14 protein-coding genes are annotated in these 18817 nt (G+C 72.0%); all 14 read right to left on the bottom strand.

Translation table 11 applies throughout. From position 1 onward, the window contains the following. Positions 1 to 98: 98 nt before the first annotated feature. Positions 99 to 890, bottom strand: a complete 792-nt coding sequence (locus ADL08_RS21665) for a TIGR03936 family radical SAM-associated protein (RefSeq protein ID WP_053645492.1) — start codon at positions 888 to 890, stop codon at positions 99 to 101. 123 nt (positions 891 to 1013) lie between these two features. Then, positions 1014 to 2345 (bottom strand): hypothetical protein, encoded by a 1332-nt coding sequence (locus ADL08_RS21660; protein ID WP_159043066.1) that lies wholly within the window; start codon positions 2343 to 2345, stop codon positions 1014 to 1016. A 65-nt stretch (positions 2346 to 2410) separates the two neighbouring features. Then, positions 2411 to 4339: a TIGR03960 family B12-binding radical SAM protein gene (locus ADL08_RS21655; protein WP_053645488.1), complete on the bottom strand. Its 1929-nt coding sequence runs from the start codon at positions 4337 to 4339 to the stop codon at positions 2411 to 2413. A gap of 87 nt (positions 4340 to 4426) precedes the next feature. Next, a complete protein-coding gene (locus ADL08_RS21650; RefSeq protein WP_053645486.1) occupies positions 4427 to 5923 on the bottom strand; it encodes a CYTH and CHAD domain-containing protein in 1497 nt (498 codons plus the stop codon). Positions 5924 to 5982: 59 nt separating this feature from the next. Further along, a complete protein-coding gene (gene rodA / locus ADL08_RS21645) occupies positions 5983 to 7182 on the bottom strand; it encodes a rod shape-determining protein RodA (RefSeq protein ID WP_053645483.1) in 1200 nt (399 codons plus the stop codon). 4 nt (positions 7183 to 7186) lie between these two features. Next, on the bottom strand, positions 7187 to 9394 hold the full coding sequence (gene mrdA / locus ADL08_RS21640) for a penicillin-binding protein 2 (RefSeq protein ID WP_053645481.1): 2208 nt from the start codon (positions 9392 to 9394) through the stop codon (positions 7187 to 7189). Positions 9395 to 9413: 19 nt separating this feature from the next. Next, a complete protein-coding gene (gene mreD / locus ADL08_RS21635) occupies positions 9414 to 10082 on the bottom strand; it encodes a rod shape-determining protein MreD (protein WP_053645479.1) in 669 nt (222 codons plus the stop codon). Then, positions 10079 to 11074: a rod shape-determining protein MreC gene (gene mreC / locus ADL08_RS21630; protein ID WP_053645477.1), complete on the bottom strand. Its 996-nt coding sequence runs from the start codon at positions 11072 to 11074 to the stop codon at positions 10079 to 10081. The genes mreD and mreC overlap by 4 nt, the downstream gene beginning before the upstream one ends. A gap of 110 nt (positions 11075 to 11184) precedes the next feature. Continuing rightward, positions 11185 to 12204: a rod shape-determining protein gene (locus ADL08_RS21625; protein WP_053645475.1), complete on the bottom strand. Its 1020-nt coding sequence runs from the start codon at positions 12202 to 12204 to the stop codon at positions 11185 to 11187. A gap of 244 nt (positions 12205 to 12448) precedes the next feature. Beyond that, positions 12449 to 12862 carry a nucleoside-diphosphate kinase gene (ndk, locus tag ADL08_RS21620; protein WP_053645473.1) on the bottom strand — a complete coding sequence of 138 codons (414 nt, stop codon included), beginning with the start codon at positions 12860 to 12862 and terminating at the stop codon, positions 12449 to 12451. Between the two features lie 65 nt (positions 12863 to 12927). After that, positions 12928 to 13293 carry a DUF4233 domain-containing protein gene (locus tag ADL08_RS21615; protein ID WP_053645472.1) on the bottom strand — a complete coding sequence of 122 codons (366 nt, stop codon included), beginning with the start codon at positions 13291 to 13293 and terminating at the stop codon, positions 12928 to 12930. A gap of 5 nt (positions 13294 to 13298) precedes the next feature. After that, positions 13299 to 14816, bottom strand: a complete 1518-nt coding sequence (gene folC, locus ADL08_RS21610; protein ID WP_053645470.1) for a bifunctional tetrahydrofolate synthase/dihydrofolate synthase — start codon at positions 14814 to 14816, stop codon at positions 13299 to 13301. Then, complete coding sequence (locus ADL08_RS21605) at positions 14813 to 16006, bottom strand: sensor histidine kinase (RefSeq protein ID WP_107092019.1); 1194 nt, start codon at positions 16004 to 16006, stop codon at positions 14813 to 14815. Before ADL08_RS21605 ends, folC begins: the two co-directional genes overlap by 4 nt. A 181-nt stretch (positions 16007 to 16187) precedes the next feature. Further along, complete coding sequence (locus ADL08_RS21600) at positions 16188 to 18809, bottom strand: valine--tRNA ligase (RefSeq protein ID WP_053645467.1); 2622 nt, start codon at positions 18807 to 18809, stop codon at positions 16188 to 16190. Positions 18810 to 18817 lie beyond the last annotated feature (8 nt).

Below are 18817 nucleotides of genomic sequence, written 5' to 3'. Positions count from 1 at the left end.
ACGCCCTGTGCGGACGGCCTGGCGAAAGTCTTCTGGTCAGTGCGCGGCCCGACCCAGGTGGCTCCCGAGTGCCAGGGCTGCGCTGCGGCGACCGCTCCCTACGCGGTGTCCGTACCCGGCGCCGTCGCCGGGGCGGTCGCGGCGGCCGTGGGTGAAGCGGCCGTGACTGCCTCGCGGTCGGGCGCGAGCGGGTCGGTCACCGTGCCGGACTCCTCGTCGAAGGGCCCCTGCGCCAGCCTGGTCACCGCGGCGGGGACCGGCGGCGCCAGGTCGGCCACGGCTCGGAGACCGGACAGGACGTCGTCGGGTCGTACGGCAGGTGTCACGTGCCGAACAACCAGCCGCAGTATCGCACAGGCGCTGTCCAGCGGCCCATCTTCCCGGGGGTCGCCCGGGGGGCGGACGGTCGTCAGCTCGGTGACCGCCGAACGGGTGTCGAAGGTGCGGACGCCGTTCTTGGTCTTGCGCTGTACTTCCACGGTCTCGGCCGCGAGAAACGTCTCGACGGCCTTCTCCGCCGCCTCGGGGGCGACGCCTTCGAGGCGCAGCTCCCAGACGGAGGCGGTGAGCCGGTCGGCGAGGCCCGGGGTGCGGGCCTCGACGGCGTCGGTGATGTCGAGGCCGACCGGGAGGGACTCGTCGAGCAGGGCCCGCAGGGTCTCCGGGTCGCATGCCTCGGTGAGGGCGATCTCCAGGTATTCGGCCTCGGAGCCCGTACCCGTCGGGGCGGCGTTGGCGTACGACACCTTGGGGTGCGGGGTGAAGCCGGCCGAGTACGCCATGGGCACCTCGGCGCGGCGCAGGGCGCGCTCGAAGGCGCGCTGGAAGTCACGGTGGCTGGTGAACCGGAGGCGGCCGCGCTTGGTGTAGCGCAGTCGGATGCGCTGCACCGCCGGTGCGGGCGGCGGGCCTTCGGGCTGTCGCTTGCCCAGTGGTTCTTCTCCTCGTTGCGGGGCGGCGCGGGCGTGCGCCGTCCACGAGATGTGCGGGTCGCCTCGGGGGGTCCGCCCGGTTCACCCCCGCTTCCGCAGGGAGATCTCGGGGGCAGGCACCGCGCCGGAGACGTTCGTTGTACTACCCAGAGTACGCGCCCGGGCCGCCTCCGGTTCCCGGGGCTCGACCGGCCGGGCCGAGCCGACGAGGGCGCGCCAGGCGTCCCGGCGGGCCTCCCGGACGACGGCGCGGGCCGAGGCGAGCGCCTCCTTCGCGGCGCGTCCCGCCTCGACGGCGGCCTGGCGGGCCGGGGCCGAGACGGCGTCGCGGACCCAGCGCCCGACGGGCCGGACGACGGACGCCCGGACCCGGGCGAAGGGCCGCGCGACGAGGTTCCGTCCGCACCACCGGAGCCCCCACCAGACCCGGACCAGGGGCCGTCCGAGCAGGTTCCACGCGAGCCACTTGAGCCCCCGGCCGACGGCCCGCGACACGAATCCGGCGACCCGCCAGCACAGGGCGAGCGCGTCCCGCACCTCCCGTCCGACGGGCACGAGGACCCGGGTCCAGAGCCAGCCGGCGGGGACGGCGACGCCGTACCGGGCGACGGGCACCACCACGTACCGCCACAGCCCCGCCCACGGCCACACGAACAGCGCGCGGCCCAGCCGGGGGAGGAACCAACCGAGACCCCGTCCGGCCCGCCGGAAGAACCGGCCCAGGCCCCGCCCCAGCGGGGTGAGCACGTACCGGTCGAGCCGGACGGCGGGGACGGCGACCCCGTACCGGAGCAGGGGGAGCAGGACGTACCGGAAGAGCGCGGCGAGGGGGACGAACAGCAGCTTCTCCAGGAGGAAGAGGCAGCCGGTGCCGAGCGGGGAGAGGGCCCGGCGGTACAGCCACGCGGCGGGGACGGCGATCCCGTACCGGGCGACCGGCACCACCACGTACCGCCACAGCCCCGCCCACGGCCACACGAACACCGCCCTGAAAAGCCACGCAAGCCCCCGGCCGAGTCGTCCGGCCCCGGCGGCCAGGGCACGTCCGAGCCGGGGAAGGAACCGCCCGAGCCCCTCCCCCACCGCCGTGAGGCCCCGGAGCAGGCCGCGACCGGCCGGGCGCAGGAGCGTGCGGTACAGCCACGCGGCCGGGACCGCGATCCCGTACCGGGCGACCGGCACCACCACGTACCGCCACAGCCCCGCCCACGGCCACACGAACAGCGCCCGGCCCAGCCACGCCCCCGCGACGGCCAGGGCGCGGCCCGTCGGGCGGAGCAGGGTGCGGTCGAGGAGGCGGGCCGTCACGGTGAGGGCGTCCCAGGCCATGCGGACCGGCAGGACGGCCACGAGCACGACGATCCGGACCGGGATGCGGATCAGCGCAGGTGGCGTGGGGTGTTGCGTGCTCATGCCGAACATGACGCGACGGCCCGGCGGAGGGTTCATCCCTCGCGCCGGGCCGTCGTCCGGAGTTCCTACTTCACGACCGTCAGCGGCAGCAGCTTCTTGCCGGTCGGGCCGATCTGGATGTGCGTGTCCATCTGGGGGCACACGCCGCAGTCGAAGCACGGCGTCCAGCGGCAGTCCTCGACCTCGGTCTCGTCGAGGGCGTCCTGCCAGTCCTCCCAGAGCCAGTCCTTGTCGAGACCGGAGTCCAGGTGGTCCCAGGGCAGGACCTCCTCGTAGGTGCGCTCGCGGGTCGTGTACCAGGCGACGTCCACGCCGTGCTCGGGCAGCGCCTTCTCGGCGCACGCCATCCAGCGGTCGTACGAGAAGTGCTCGCGCCAGCCGTCGAAGCGGCCGCCGTCCTCGTACACGGCGCGGATGACGCCGGCGAGGCGGCGGTCGCCGCGCGAGAGGAGGCCCTCGACGATGCCGGGCTTGCCGTCGTGGTAGCGGAAGCCGATCGAGCGGCCGTACTTCTTGTCGCCGCGGATCTTGTCGCGGAGCTTGCGCAGGCGCTCGTCCGTCTCCTCGGCCGAGAGCTGCGGGGCCCACTGGAAGGGGGTGTGCGGCTTGGGCACGAAACCGCCGATGGAGACGGTGCAGCGGATGTCGTTCTGGCCGGAGACCTTGCGGCCCTCGGCGATCACGTTCATCGCCATGTCGGCGATCTGGAGGACGTCCTCGTCGGTCTCCGTCGGCAGGCCGCACATGAAGTACAGCTTCACCTGGCGCCAGCCGTTGCCGTACGCGGTGGAGACGGTCCGGATCAGGTCCTCCTCCGAGACCATCTTGTTGATGACCTTGCGCATGCGCTCGGAGCCGCCCTCGGGGGCGAAGGTGAGGCCGGAGCGGCGTCCGTTCCTGGTCAGCTCGTTGGCCAGGTCGACGTTGAAGGCGTCCACGCGGGTCGAGGGGAGGGACAGGCCCACCTTGTCCTCGGTGTAGCGGTCCGCGAGGCCCTTGGCGATCTCACCGATCTCGGTGTGGTCCGCCGAGGAGAGGGAGAGGAGGCCGACCTCCTCGAAGCCCGTCGCCTTGAGGCCCTTCTCGACCATCTCGCCGATGCCGGTGATGCTTCGCTCCCGCACGGGGCGCGTGATCATGCCGGCCTGGCAGAAACGGCAGCCGCGGGTGCAGCCGCGGAAGATCTCGACGGACATGCGCTCGTGGACGGTCTCCGCGAGCGGGACGAGGGGCTGCTTGGGGTACGGCCACTCGTCGAGGTCCATGACGGTGTGCTTGGAGACGCGCCACGGCACGCCGGACCGGTTGGGCACGACGCGGCCGATGCGGCCGTCCGGGAGGTACTCGACGTCGTAGAAGCGCGGGACGTAGATGTTGCCGGTCCTCGCGAGGCGGAAGAGGACCTCTTCGCGGCCGCCCGGCCTGCCCTCCGCCTTCCAGGCGCGGATGATCGCGGTCATGTCGAGGACGGCCTGCTCGCCGTCGCCGATGACCGCCGCGTCGATGAACTCCGCGATCGGCTCGGGATTGAAGGCGGCGTGGCCTCCGGCGAGCACGATGGGGTGGTCGACGGTCCGGTCCTTCGCCTCCAGCGGGATGCCCGCGAGGTCGAGCGCGGTGAGCATGTTGGTGTAGCCCAGCTCCGTGGAGAAGGACAGGCCGAACACGTCGAAGGCGCCCACCGGGCGGTGGCTGTCGACCGTGAACTGCGGGACCTCGTGCTCGCGCATCAGCTCCTCGAGGTCCGGCCACACGCTGTAGGTGCGCTCGGCGAGGACGCCCTCGCGCTCGTTGAGCACCTCGTAGAGGATCATGACGCCCTGGTTGGGCAGGCCGACCTCGTACGCGTCCGGGTACATCAGCGCCCAGCGGACGTCGCACTCTTCCCACGGCTTGACCGTGGAGTTCAGCTCTCCGCCGACGTACTGGATCGGCTTCTGCACGTGCGGGAGCAGGGCTTCGAGCTGCGGGAAGACAGACTCGGCAGCAGACATCTCGAACCTTCGTGAGCGGGCAGGGGGGCGACTCTCAAGCGTACCCCGGTGCCCGGTGGCCCCGAGCCGCCCCGCGACGCCCCCGGGTCAGAGGGACGCGGCCCCCGCCCAGACCTCCGGCAGGCCGCGCTCGGCCGCGTCCGCCGCCGCCTCCTCCCTGCCGTACAGGAGTCCCCAGGTGAAGGCGGTCTCGCCGGCCGCGTGGGCCTGGGCGGCGAGGTCGTGGAGGGTCGCGCGGGAGACCACGCCGTCCTGGTGCTCGCCGAGCAGGGACTGCACCTCCTTCACACGTTTGGAGAGCTTCTTCGCGGGCTTCCCGAGGGTGGGGCGGGCCGCGTCGGCGGCGTAGCGGGCGCGTTTGGCGGCCTTGCGGGCCTCGTGGAGGGCGAGGTCGCGCTCGTGGCCGGGGGCGAGGGAGAGGGCGTGGTCGACGCGGGCGGCCAGCCGGGCGTGGTCCTTGCGGACGGCGCGGTGGAGGACCTTCGCGGCGTCGCGGGCGGCGGCCTTCCGCAGGGGCGGGTCGGCGAGCAGGGCGTCGAGCCGGTCGAGGAGGGCGAGGTGGCGGTCGGAGTCGAGGGCGGCGACGGCCCTGCGGCGGGCGTCCCGGGTGCGGGCCGTGTCCCAGATCCGCAGCCGGGCCTTCACCGGGCCGAGGCGCAGGGACCGGGGGACGTCGTCGAGCCGGGCGCGGAGGCGGGCGGCGAGCACCTCCTGGTCGCGGGCGACGCCCAGCTCGCCCGCCAGCCACTTGAGTTCGTCGCCGAGGGGGTCGGTGGCGTCCCGGTCGAGGACGGAGCGGTACGTCTTGAGGGCGCTGCGCAGGCGGCGGCAGGCGACGCGGAGCTGGTGCACGGCGTCGGGCAGGTCGCGGCGGACGGCGGGGTCGAGCGCGACGATCGCCTCGGCCTGTTCCCGTACGTAGGCGAGGACGGCGGCTCCGGCGGTGCCGGGTCCGCAGGGCGGCGGGGCGTCGGGGCGGTCCTCCCCCGGGTCGGTCTCCGCGAGGGCCCTGGCCAGTTTGGAGGGGGCGTGCGCGGGGCGGACGCCGGCCTTCCTCAGGCGCTTCTCGACGGCGTCGAGGATGGCGGGGTCCGCGTCGTCGGCGGCCTCGACCTCGATCTCGGTCCAGGAGGCCCGGGGGCCCGCGGGCAGGCGCCGGGCGCGGACGGTGTCGACGGAGAGTTCGGCGAGGAGGCCGCCGTCGGCGTCGAGGAGCCGGTGGACGTCGCGGGCGGAGCGGAGGCGGACGACGGGCACGACCTCGCCGCCGCGGACGCGGGAGCGCAGCAGGGCCGCCAGGTCGGGCGGGAGGGCGTCGGAGAGCGGGGCCCTGATCTCGTCGCGGACGCCGACGGCGACGGGAAACTTCAGGTGCCAGCCCTCGTCGGAGCCGCCGGTGCGGCGGCGCAGGGTGATCGAGTCGGCGGCCAGGCGCAGGTCGGGGGTGTCGTGGTAGGTGGCGTCGAGTTCCACGACGCCCTCGTCGACGACGGTCGCGACGTCCGGGACCCGGGTGAGGTCGGGGACGCCGGTTCCCGTCGTGGCTTCGTACTTCCGCTCGATCTCGCGCTTCGTCTCGGCCATACCCCTCGTCTAACCGCCCGTGGGCCCGCTTACTCGGCGTGGCGGGGGAAAGGCCGGTATCAGGCGGTCATCGGGCGCTGGACGCGGATCGACTGGAGGAGTCCGATCGCCACCCACACCGCGAACATCGACGAGCCGCCGTACGAGACGAACGGCAGGGGCAGGCCCGCGACCGGCATGATGCCGAGGGTCATGCCGATGTTCTCGAAGGACTGGAAGGCGAACCAGGCGATGATGCCGGCCGCGACGACCGTGCCGTAGAGCTCGGTGGTCTCGCGGGCGATCCGGCAGGCGCGCCAGAGGACGATCCCGAGCAGGACGAGGATGAGGCCGGCGCCGACGAAGCCCAGCTCCTCCCCCGCGACGGTGAAGATGAAGTCGGTCTGCTGCTCGGGCACGAACTGGCCGCTGGTCTGGTGCCCCTTGAAGAGGCCCGTGCCGTAGAGGCCGCCGGATCCGATCGCGATGCGGGCCTGGTTGGTGTTGTAGCCGACGCCCGCCGGGTCGAGGTCGGGGTTGGCGAAGGCCGCGAAGCGGTTGATCTGGTACTCGTCGAGCATGCCGAGCGCGGTGACGAGCACCGCGCCGAGGACGCCCGTGCCGATCAGGCCGAGGACCCAGCGGTTGGACGCGCCGGAGGCGAGCAGCACGCCGAGGACGATGACCGCCATCACCATGACCGAGCCGAGGTCGGGCATCAGCATGACGATGCCCATGGGCAGGGCGGCGAGGACGAGGGCCTTGGCGACGGTCCCGTAGTCGGGGTGGAGCTGGTCCCCCGCGTCGACCTTGGCCGCGAGCAGCATCGCCATGATCAGGATGATCGTGATCTTGACGAACTCGCTGGGCTGGAGGGAGAAGCCGCCGCCGATCACGATCCACGCGTGGGCGCCGTTGATGGTGGCGCCGAGCGGGGTGAGGACGGCGAGGATCAGCAGGATCGAGATGCCGTAGAGGACCGGCACCGCGCCGCGCAGGGTGCGGTGGCCGAGCCAGATCGTGCCGACCATCAGGGCGAGGCCGATGCCGGTGTTGAGGAGGTGCCGGAAGAGGAAGTAGTACGGGTCGCCCTGGTTGAGCTGGGTGCGGCCCCGGGTGGCCGACCAGACGAGCAGGGCGCCGAGCAGGGAGAGGGTGAGCGCCGCGAGCAGCATCGGCCAGTCGAGGCGGCGCAGCACGGAGTCGCGGGCGGTGAGCTTCAGGAGCGGCCCGCGCTGGGGGGCGTAACGGGAGACGGAGAAGCTGGTGCGGGTCGTCATCGGGTCAGTCCCTCCGGCCGGGCGGCGGCCCCGCGAGGGGCGGCTGTCCGTCGTTCTCCCCCGCGGGGTCGCCGTCCCCGGCGGGAACGGGCTTCTGCGACGCGGGGTCGTACGGCTTGATCGCGGGGGCGTCGATGGTGCCGTAGCGGTTGATCTTCGGCAGGGCCTTCTGCGGCTGCGGCAGCAGGGCCCGCTTGAGGTCCTGGTTGCCCTCGTCGTCGAGGCCGTAGAGGGCGTCGTAGATGTTGCGCACGGCGGGGCCGGAGGCGCCGGAGCCGGTGCCGCCCTGGGAGATCGTCATGACGATGGTGAAGTCGTCGGTGTAGGTGGCCAGCCAGGAGGTGGTCTGCTTGCCGTACACCTGGGCGGTGCCGGTCTTGGCCCGCATCGGGATCTTGTCCTGGGGCCAGCCGCCGAACCGCCAGGCGGCGGTGCCGCCGGGCTCGACGACGGAGCGCAGGCCCTTGTCGAGGTCGCTGACGGTCCGGGCGTTGACCGGGAGCCTGCCGTGGGACGTGGGCTTGATCTCCCGGACCTCCTTGCCGTCGGGGCTGATCACGGCCTTGCCGACGGTGGGGTCGTAGAGGGTGCCGCCGTTGGAGATGGCGGCGTAGATGGTGGCCATCTGGATGGGGGTGACGAGGACGTCGCCCTGGCCGATGGCGAAGTTGATGCTGTCGTACGCCTTCAGCTGGTTGCCTTCGAGGCAGCTCTCGTAGGCGATCTGCTGGACGTAGGTGCCGCCCTTCTTGCCCTGCTTGCACCAGACGTCCTTGTTGGCCGCCCAGAAGTTCTGCTTCCACTGGCGGTCGGGGATGCGGCCCGTCACCTCGTTCGGCAGGTCGATGCCGGTCTCGGCGCCGAGCCCGAAGTCGCGGGCGGTGCGGTAGAACCAGTCCTTCGCGTCCTTCTTGGGCTTGATCCCGCCGTCGCGCTGCCACTCCTGGTGGCCGAGGGCGTAGAAGACGGTGTTGCAGGAGTACTTGAGGGCCTCGCCGAGGGTGATGGGGCCGTGCCCCTGGGACTCGAAGTTGGCGAAGCTGCGGCTGCCGAGGCTGTAGGAGCTGCTGCAGTTGTACTTGTCGTTGAAGTCGTGGCCGGCCCGCACGGCGGCGCTCGCCGAGATCACCTTGAAGATGGAGCCGGCGGCTGCCTGGCCCTGGATGGCGCGGTTGAGCAGCGGGTAGTTGGACTTCTTGCTGGTCAGGGTGGAGTAGTCCGTGGCGGAGATGCCCCCGACCCAGGCGTTGGGGTCGTAGTCGGGCTGGGAGGCCATCGCGACGACGCGGCCGGTCTTGGTCTCCATGACGACGACGGCGCCCGCGTCGGCCTCGTACTTGCGTCCGGTGATCTTGTCGGTCTCCTTGCGGACGACCTTCATCGCCTCGTGGAGCTCGTACTCGGCGACGGCCTGCACGCGGGCGTCGATGCTGGTGACGAGGGTGGAGCCGGCCACTCCCGGGTCGGCCTTGGCCTGGCCCATGACGCGGCCGAGGTTGTCGACCTCGTAGCGGGTCACGCCCGCCTTGCCCCGCAGCTCCTTGTCGTACGTGCGCTCGATGCCGGAGCGGCCGACCTGGTCGGAGCGGAGGAAGGGCGAGTCGGTGTCCTTGGCCTTCTCGATCTCGGAGTCGGTGACGGGCGAGAGGTAGCCGAGCACCTGCGCGGTGCGGGCCTTGCCCGGCGCCGGGTAGCGGCGGACGGCGGTGGGCTCGGCGGTGATGCCGGGGAAGTCCTCCGAGCTCTCACGGATCGTCAGGGCCTGCTGCGTGGTGGCCTCGTCCGTGACCGGGATCGGCTGGTACGGGGAACCGTTCCAGCAGGGCTTGGGGGTCTTGGAGTCGCAGAGCCGGATCGCGTTGATGATGTCCTCGGGCTTCATCCCGAGGACCCCGGCGAGCCGGGTGAGGACGGCCTTGCCGTCGTCCTTCATCTTCATCAGCTCGGTGCGGGACGCGGAGACCACGAGCCGGGTCTCGTTGTCGGCGAGCGGCACGCCGCGGGCGTCCAGGATCGAGCCGCGGACGGCGGGCTGGACGACCTGCTGGACGTGGTTGTTCTTGGCCTCGTCCGTGTACTCCTTGCCGTTGCGGATCTGGAGGTACCAGAGCCGTCCCCCCAGGGTGAGGAGCAGGGAGAAGACGAGGATCTGGATGACGACGAGCCGGATCCGGACCCGGGGGGTCCGGCCGGTCTCGGGGATGTTGCTCATACTGCCGTTGCCCCCTCGGTCACAGTCGCTTGACTCCCTTGATGCGTCCGGCCCGTGCGGCCCGGTTCCGGGCGGCCTTCACGCGCAGGCCGCCGCGCTGGGCACCGATGCTCAGGCCGGTGCCGGAGGCGAGCCAGCCGGAGGCGACGTCGGTGCCGGCGCCCCCGCCGGAGTCGGCGAGCGGGTCGTTCTCGGCGCGGCGGGCCAGGGCCATGACGAGCGGCACCACGAAGGGTGCGAGGAGCAGGTCGTACAGGGCCGCGGTGAACAGCAGGAAGCCCAGGCCCACGTGGCGGGCGGCGGTGTCGCCGACGAGGGCGCCGACGCCCGCGTAGAGGAGCGTGGAGCCGACGGCCGCGACGGCGACGACGGCCATGGGGCCGGCCGCGGAGGTCAGCCGGCCGTTCTCCGGGCGGGCCAGGCCGACGAGGTAGCCGATGAGGCAGAGCACGAGGGCGTAGCGGCCGGCGGCGTGGTCGGCGGGCGGCGCGAGGTCGGCGAGGAGGCCGGCGGTGAAGCCGATGAGGGCGCCGCTGACGTGTCCGTAGACGAGGGCGAGGCCGACGACGGTGAGGAGGACGAGGTCGGGGACGGCGCCGGGGAGCTGGAGGCGGGCGAGGACGGAGACCTGGACGACCAGGGCGACCACGATCAGTGCGGCGGAGAGGAGGATCCGGTTGAACTTCATGGTGTCGTGTCCCCCTGGTTCTGGTTCTGACCGGCCTGGTTCTGATCCTGGTTCTGTGCCTGTTCCCGTTCCGGCTGCCCGCTGCCCGTCGGTTTCGGCGTGGCCGTGACGGTGACGGTCGGCGCGGGTCCGGGCTTCCGCGGCAGGACCGCGTCGCGCGGGTCGGAGCGCGGGGCCTGGACGACGACGCCGACGATGTCGAGCTTGGTGAAGCCGACGTACGGGCGGACGTAGACGTTGCGGGTCAGGCCGCCGCCCGCCGGGTCGACGCGGACGATCTCGCCGACCGGGACGCCGGGCACGAAGGGCTTGTCGGCGCGCGAGCCGAAGGTGACGAGCCGGTCGCCGGGCTTGACCTTGGCCTTGCCGTTGAGGAGCTGGACGCGGAGCGGGCTGTTGCCCTGGCCGGTGGCGAAGCCGAGCTCGTCGCTCTTCTCCATGCGGGTGCCGACGGTGAAGTCGGGGTCGTTGGCGAGGAGGACCGTGGAGGTGGAGGGGCCGACGGTGGTGACCCGGCCGACGAGTCCGGCGCCGTTGAGCACCGTCATGTCCCGCCGGATGCCGTCGCGCGCGCCGACGTCGATGGTGACGGTCCAGGAGAAGCCCTGGGCCGCTCCTATGGCGACGACCTGCGCGCCCTTGATGCCGTACTGGCCGGCTCCGGCGGTCTTGAGCAGGGTGTCGAGCTCGTTCAGCCGGTTGCGGTTGCGGTCGTCGCTGCCGAGCTTCGCCTTGAGTTCGGCGTTCTCCTTCTCCAGGGCGGCGACCCGGGTGTGCCGCTCGCCGGAGTCCCGTACCGCGCCTATGGCGTTGCCTACGGGGTCGACGGCGGCGGCCACACCGTTCTCGACCGGCCCGAAGACCGCCGCCGCGGCCTGCCGGGCCCCGTCGACGGGTGACTCCTGGCCGCCGCGGATGTCCACCGTGATCAGTGCGAACGCGATGGCGATCAGCAGTACCAGGAGCAGCCGGCTCTCTCGTGTGTCCCTCACGTGCGGCGGCCGTGCCTTTCCTCGTGGTTCGTCTGTTCCGTTGTTCCGTGGTGCGCGGGGTGTGCGGGGGTCGGTGCGGCAGTTCTACCGCACCGACCCGGCCCGTGGTGCTAGCGGCGCGGCTGCGCGTCGAGGACCTGCTGGAGGGCCTCGAACTCCTCCACGCACTTGCCGGAGCCGAGCGCCACCGAGTCCAGCGGGTCCTCGGCGATGTGGATCGGCATGCCGGTCTCGTGGCGGAGGCGCTCGTCGAGGCCGCGCAGCAGAGCGCCGCCACCGGTGAGAACGATGCCCCGGTCCATGACGTCACCGGACAGCTCCGGCGGGCACTTGTCGAGCGTGGTCTTCACCGCGTCGACGATCGCGTTGACCGGCTCCTCGATGGCCTTGCGGACCTCGGCGGCGGAGATGACCACGGTCTTGGGCAGACCGGAGACGAGGTCGCGGCCGCGGATCTCGGTGTGCTCGTCCTTCTCCAGGTCGTAGGCGGAGCCGATGGTGATCTTGATCTGCTCGGCCGTGCGCTCACCGAGGAGGAGCGAGTACTCCTTCTTGATGTGCTGGATGATCGCGTTGTCCAGCTCGTCGCCGGCCACCCGGATGGACTGTGCCGTGACGATTCCGCCGAGGGAGATGACGGCGACCTCGGTGGTGCCGCCGCCGATGTCCACGACCATGTTGCCGGTGGCCTCGTGGACGGGGAGGCCCGAACCGATGGCCGCCGCCATGGGCTCCTCGATGATGTGCACCTGGCGGGCGCCGGCCTGGGTGGAGGCCTCGATGACGGCGCGGCGCTCCACTCCGGTGATGCCGGAGGGCACGCAGACGACGACCCGGGGGCGGGCCAGGTAGCGGCGCTTGTGGATCTTGAGGATGAAGTAGCGGAGCATCCGCTCGGTGATCTCGAAGTCGGCGATCACGCCGTCCTTGAGCGGGCGGACGGCGACGATGTTGCCGGGGGTCCGGCCGATCATCTTCTTCGCCTCGGCACCGACCGCGAGGATGCCGCCGGTGTTGGTGTTGATGGCGACGACGGACGGCTCGTTCAGAACGATGCCTCGACCCCTGACGTACACCAGCGTGTTGGCGGTCCCGAGGTCGACAGCCATGTCACGGCCGATGAACGACATTGAGTTCCCCTTGATTTCCCATGGCTGAGGGTGGTGCGGCGTGGAGTTTTCCATCGTAGTGCTGCCCGCCCGGATGCCGCGCGGTGGTCCACCTCTGTACAGGTGACGGCAGGATGCGGCGATCCGTTCCCGGGTTTGTCGTTCATATGCCTGGGGGCGACCGAAATTCCTTCGGTCGCCCCACCGGGGTGGTGCTTTCGGCTGACACCGGATCAAAAGGGACCCGGAGCAGACGGAGTACGGATCAGACGAGACCCGGGAAGAAGATCTTCAGCTCGCGGAGGGCCGACTCCTCGGAGTCCGAGGCGTGGATCAGGTTCTCACGGACGATGGTGCCGAAGTCGCCCCGGACGGAGCCCGGCGCGGCGGCGATCGGGTCGGTCGGGCCGGCGAGCTGCCGGACGCCCTCGATGACCCGCTCGCCCTCGACGACGAGCGCGACGACGGGGCCGGAGGCCATGAAGCCCATCAGCGGCTCGTAGAAGGGCTTGCCCTTGTGCTCGCCGTAGTGCTGCTCCAGCGTCTCCTGGTCCAGCTCGCGCAGCTCCAGGGCCGCGAGGGTCCAGCCGGCCTTGCGCTCGATGCGGCCGATGATCTCGCCGACCAGGCCGCGGCGGACGGCGTCGGGCTTGAGCAGGACGAGCGTGCGCTGGCTCACGGGGGGCTCCTTCGGGAAAAGCGGTGTGCGGGCCTCCGAGGCTACAGGGCCCGCACGTGCCCCGATTACGCAGCGTCAGGCTCTGCCGGGCCCTGGGCGGTCTGCGCCGCGGCCCAGCGGGCCTTGACCTCGTCGACCTTCCGGCCGTAGTGGACGGAGGCCCACCACAGGGCGGCGAAGGCCGCCCCGAGGAAGAACATGACCGGGACGAAGAAGCCGCTGGCGATCAGGCCGATCTGGAGCGCCCAGCCGAGCTGGACGCCGCCGGGCCGGGTGACCGTCCCGCACAGCAGCACCGAGAGGACCATCCCGATCCCGCAGACCCACCAGACGGTGGACATCGCCAGGGTGTCGTCCTTCATGGCGACGAGCCCGGCGAAGCCGATGACGAAGAACTCGCCGATGAGCGTCGAGGAACAGAGCGTGCGCATGGGATTCAGCCCCTCCGGAGCAGCAGCCGGGCGTCGCCGACCGTGAAGATCGAACCGGTCACGAGGACACCCGCGCCGCCGTACTCGGCCTCTTCCTCCGCGAGGGTGATCGCCGCCTCGATGGCGTCGGGCAGCCGCGGCTCGACGACGACCCGGTCCTCGCCGAAGACCTCGACCGCGATCGCGGCGAGCGCGTCCACGTCGGTGGCCCGCGGGTTGGAGTTCGTGGTGATCACGACCTCCGCGAGGATCGGCTCGAAGGCCTCCAGGACCCCCTTGGCGTCCTTGTCGGCGCTCGTGGAGAGCACGCCGACGAGCCGGGAGAAGCCGAAGGCCTCGCTGATGCCCTCGGCGGTGGCCCTCGCCCCGTGCGGGTTGTGCGCGGCGTCCAGGACGACCGTCGGGGAGGAGCGGACGATCTCCAGGCGGCCGGGCGAGGCCACCCGTGCGAACGCCCGGCGGACCGTGTCCACGTCGAGGGTGCGGGCGTGCTGGGCGCCGATGCCGAAGAAGGCCTCGACGGCCGCGAGCGCCACGGCCGCGTTGTGCGCCTGGTAGGCGCCGTGCAGGGGCAGGAAGACGTCGTCGTACTCGCCGCCGAGTCCGCGCAGGGTGAGGAGCTGGCCGCCGACCGCGACCTCGCGGGAGGTGACGCCGAACTCCATGCCCTCGCGGGCCACGGTGGCGTCCGCCTCGACGGCCTTCTTCAGGAGGACCTGGGCCGCGTCGACCGGCTGCTGGGCCAGGACGACGGTCGCGCCCGGCTTGATGATCCCGGACTTCTCGGACGCGATCTCGGCGGTCGTCTCCCCGAGCCGGTCGGTGTGGTCGAGGTCGATGGGGGTGACGACGGCGACGGAGGCGTCGATGACGTTCGTGGCGTCCCAGGTGCCGCCCATCCCGACCTCGATGACGGCCACGTCGACCGGGGCGTCGGCGAAGGCCGCGTACGCCATGCCGGTGAGGACCTCGAAGAAGGAGAGCCGGTACTCCTCCCGGGCGTCGACGAGTTCCACGTACGGCGCGACGTCCCGGTACGTCTCGATGAACCGCTCGGCGGAGATCGGGGCGCCGTCGAGGCTGATCCGCTCGGTGATGGTCTGCACGTGCGGCGAGGTGTACCGGCCGGTGCGCAGCTCGAAGGCGCCGAGCAGGGCCTCGATCATGCGGGCCGTCGACGTCTTGCCGTTGGTGCCGGTGATGTGGATGGTGGGGTACGCGCGCTGCGGCTCGCCGAGGACGTCCATCAGGGCCGCGATCCGGGTGACCGAGGGCTCCAGCTTGGTCTCGCCCCAGCGGGTGGACAGCTCGGTCTCGACCTCGCGCAGCGCCTCGTCGAGCTCGGGGTCCTCGGGGCGGCCGGGCACGGGGTCGCCCTGGGGCGGTCCGGCCTGGGCGCGCAGGGTGCGGCTGCCGGCCTCGATCACCGCCAGGTCGGGATCGCGTGTGGTCTCGTTGTCGACGATCTCGTCGAAAGCGTCGGGGTCGTCGGGCGTGTCGGACGGATCGCGGGGCTCACTCACGGGGCCAGTCTACGGAGCGGCCCGGACGGGGTCGTGGACGGCCCGCTGGTCGTCCGGTGGTCGAGGCCCGCCGGAAGCGTCGCCCGCACCACGTACTCCCCGCCCTCCGGTCCCGCCGTCAGCGCGCCGCCCATGCTGGTGACCCGTTCCTCCATGGAGAGCAGGCCGGTGCCGGTCGAGACGGGGGCCCGTTCCGGCGGCGCGGACGGCAGCGGGTTGCGCACCTCGATCCGCAGGCCGGCCCCCTCCACCGCGATCACGGCCGTCACGGGCAGGCCGGGCGCGTGTTTGGCGGCGTTCGTCAGACACTCCCGGACGACCCGGTGGACGGCCGTCCGGCGCAGCGGCGACAGCGCCTCCGCCTCCTCGGCGACCGTCAGCTCCACGGGGCTGCCCATCCGCCCGCTCTCCCGGGCGAGGACGGCGAGTCCGTCGAGGCCGGTGGTGGCCGGGTCCCGGTCGGCGCGCCGCACGATCGTCTCGTTGAGCATCCGGTGGGCGCGCCGGGCGGTGTCCGCGAGTTCCTCGAAGTCCCGCCGGCCGTCCTCGCCCCTGGCCCGTACGGCGAGGACCTCGGCCCGCACCGCGAGGACGGTGAGCTCGCGGCCGACCAGGTCGTGGACGTCCCGGCCGACGGAGATCCGCTCCTCCTGGACGGCCTGCCGGGCGGCGGCCTCGCGGCGCTCGGTCTCCAGGGCGCGGACGAGGTCGTGCCGGTACGCGGCGATGCCGACGCCCGCCGCGAGGACCCCGATCGGGACGACGACGCTCAGGAAGTCGCTCAGGGTGTAGCCGTGGAGGTGCCGGCCGGGCGTCTGGAAGAGGGCGTACGCGACGGCGACGTACAGCGCGGTCGCGGCGACGGCGGCCCGCCGGCCCCGGAACCGGCCGATCGAGTACAGCGCGAACTGGACCATGGTGAGCTCGTGCAGCCAGCCCATCAGGCCGAGCGCCACCAGGTACGGGAGCCAGGGCAGCCGGCGCCGGAGGACCAGCGTGGCCGCGCCGGCCGCGAGGGCCAGGGTGGCGGTGACGCCGGTGAGGGAGTTGTCCTCGCGGGCGAGGCCCGGCACGTCCAGGACCATGAGGCCGAAGGCGCCGAGCGCGGCGACGGCGTCGAGGGCGCGGGGCGAGCCCGTCCACCGCTCCGCGCGACGGCGCAGCGCGGGGACGGCGGGGAGACGGAGCATGCCTTCCATCATCCAAGGTCCCGGACCCCGGCCCGCTATGAGATGGGGCACGTCACCCGGAAGCCGGAAGGGGGACACCGGCGGAGGAGCCGGACGGGGTACGCGCGCGAAGGGGCCGGACGGGGTACGCGCGCGAAGGGGCCCGGAACCGATCGGTTCCGGGCCCCTTCGTCCGTACGGGTCAGGCCTGCGGCAGGTTCGCCAGCTGGGCCTGGATGCGGGCGATGTCCTCGTCCGCCTTGGCGAGGCGGGTGCGGATCTTGTCGACCACGTTGTCCGGGGCCTTCGCCAGGAACGCCTCGTTGCCGAGCTTGCCGTTCGCCTGCGCCTTCTCCTTCTCGGCCGCCGCGAGGTCCTTCGTGAGGCGCTTGCGCTCCGCCTCCACGTCGATCGTGCCCGACAGGTCGAGCGCGACGGTGGCCCCGGCGACCGGCAGGGAGGCGGTGACGGAGAAGTCCTCGCCCTCCGGCTGGAGGCGCAGCAGCTGACGGATCGCGGCCTCGTGCGCGGCGAGCGCGGTGCCGCCGAGCTCCAGACGGGCCGGGACCTTCTGGCCGGGCTGGAGGCCCTGGTCGGCGCGGAAGCGGCGGACCTCGGTGACGACCTGCTGGAGGTTCTCGATCTCCTTCTCGGCGGCCTCGTCCCGGAAGCCCGAGTCCTTCGGCCAGTCGGCGATCACGACGGACTCGCGTCCGGTCAGCGTGGTCCACAGGGCCTCGGTGACGAACGGGACGATCGGGTGCAGCAGCCGCAGCATGACGTCCAGGACCTCGCCGAGGACCCGGCCGGAGACCTTGGCCTGCTCGCCGCCCGCGAAGAACGTCGTCTTCGACAGCTCGACGTACCAGTCGAAGACCTCGTCCCACGCGAAGTGGTAGAGCGCGTCGCTGAGCTTCGCGAACTGGTAGTCCTCGTAGAGCGCGTCGACCTGGGCGACCGTCTTGTTCAGCCGGGACAGGATCCAGCGGTCGGTCGCCGACATCTCCGAGGCGTCCGGCAGCGGGCCCTCGATCGTCGCGCCGTTCATGAGCGCGAAGCGGGTCGCGTTCCAGATCTTGTTGGCGAAGTTCCGGGACGCCTTGACCCAGTCCTCGCCGATCGGGACGTCGACGCCCGGGTTGGCGCCGTTGGCCAGGGTGAAGCGGACGGCGTCGGAGCCGTACTCGTCCATCCAGTCCAGCGGGTTGACCACGTTGCCGAAGGACTTCGACATCTTCTTGCCGTTCTGGTCACGGACCATGCCGTGCAGGGCGATGGTGTGGAACGGCGGGGTGCCGTCCATCGCGTACAGACCGAACATCATCATCCGGGCGACCCAGAAGAAGAGGATGTCGTAGCCGGTGACCAGGACGGAGTTCGGGTAGAACTTCGCCAGGCTCTCGGTCCGCTCCGGCCAGCCGAGCGTGGAGAACGGCCACAGGCCGGAGGAGAACCAGGTGTCCAGGACGTCGGTGTCCTGGTGCCAGCCCTCGCCGGCCGGCGGCTGCTCGTCGGGGCCGACGCAGACGACCTCGCCGTTCGGGCCGTACCAGACGGGGATGCGGTGGCCCCACCACAGCTGGCGCGAGATGCACCAGTCGTGCAGGTTGTCGACCCAGTCGAAGTACCGCTTCTCCATCTCCTGCGGGTGGATCTTGACCTTGCCGTCGCGGACCGCGTCGCCGGCGGCCTGCGCGAGCGGGCCGACCTTGACCCACCACTGCATCGACAGGCGCGGCTCGATGGTGGTCTTGCAGCGCGAGCAGTGGCCGACGGAGTGGGTGTACGGGCGCTTCTCGGCGACGATCCGGCCCTCGGCGCGCAGCGCGGCGACGATGGCGGAACGGGCCTCCAGGCGGTCCAGGCCCTGGAAGGGGCCGTGGGCGGTGATGACCGCGCGCTCGTCCATGACGGCGAGGTTCGGCAGGCCGTGGCGCTGGCCGATCTCGAAGTCGTTGGGGTCGTGCGCCGGGGTCACCTTGACGGCGCCGGTGCCGAACTCGGGGTCGACGTGCTCGTCGGCGACGACCGGGATGCGGCGGCCGGTCAGCGGCAGCTCGATCTCGGTGCCGACGAGGTGCCGGTAGCGCTCGTCGTCCGGGTGGACGGCGACGGCGGTGTCGCCGAGCATCGTCTCGGCGCGGGTGGTGGCGACGACGATCTCCGCGTCACCGGAGCCGTAGCGGATGGAGACGAGCTCGCCGTCGTCGTCCTGGTACTCGACCTCGATGTCCGAGATGGCCGTCAGACAGCGCGGGCACCAGTTGATGATGCGCTCGGCGCGGTAGATCAGCTCGTCGTCGTAGAGCTTCTTGAAGATGGTCTGGACGGCCTGGGACAGGCCCTCGTCCATGGTGAACCGCTCGCGGGACCAGGCGACGCCGTCGCCCAGGCGCTTCATCTGGCCGGAGATCTGGCCGCCGGACTCGGCCTTCCACTGCCAGACGCGCTCGACGAACGCCTCCCGGCCCAGGTCGTGGCGGGACTTGCCCTCCTTGGCGAGCTCGCGCTCGACGACGTTCTGGGTGGCGATGCCGGCGTGGTCCATGCCCGGCTGCCACAGCGTCTCGTAGCCCTGCATCCGCTTGCGGCGGGTGAGGGCGTCGATCAGCGTGTGCTCGAAGGCGTGGCCCAGGTGGAGCGATCCGGTGACGTTCGGCGGCGGGATGACGATCGTGTACGGCGGCTTCTCGCTCTTCGCGTCCGCCTCGAAGTACCCCCGCTCCACCCAGCGCTCGTACAGCGGCCCCTCTACCTCGGCCGGCGCGTACTGGGTCGGCAGTTCGGTGGTGGGCGCTGTCTGCTGCTGAGTGTTCTCGGTCACGGGGTCAG

The sequence above is a fragment of the Streptomyces sp. NRRL F-6492 genome (assembly GCF_001280125.1).
Lineage (GTDB): Bacteria > Actinomycetota > Actinomycetes > Streptomycetales > Streptomycetaceae > Streptomyces.
The sequence above is the reverse complement of the archived record's forward strand: the minus strand, read 5'-3'. Positions and strand labels throughout refer to the sequence as shown.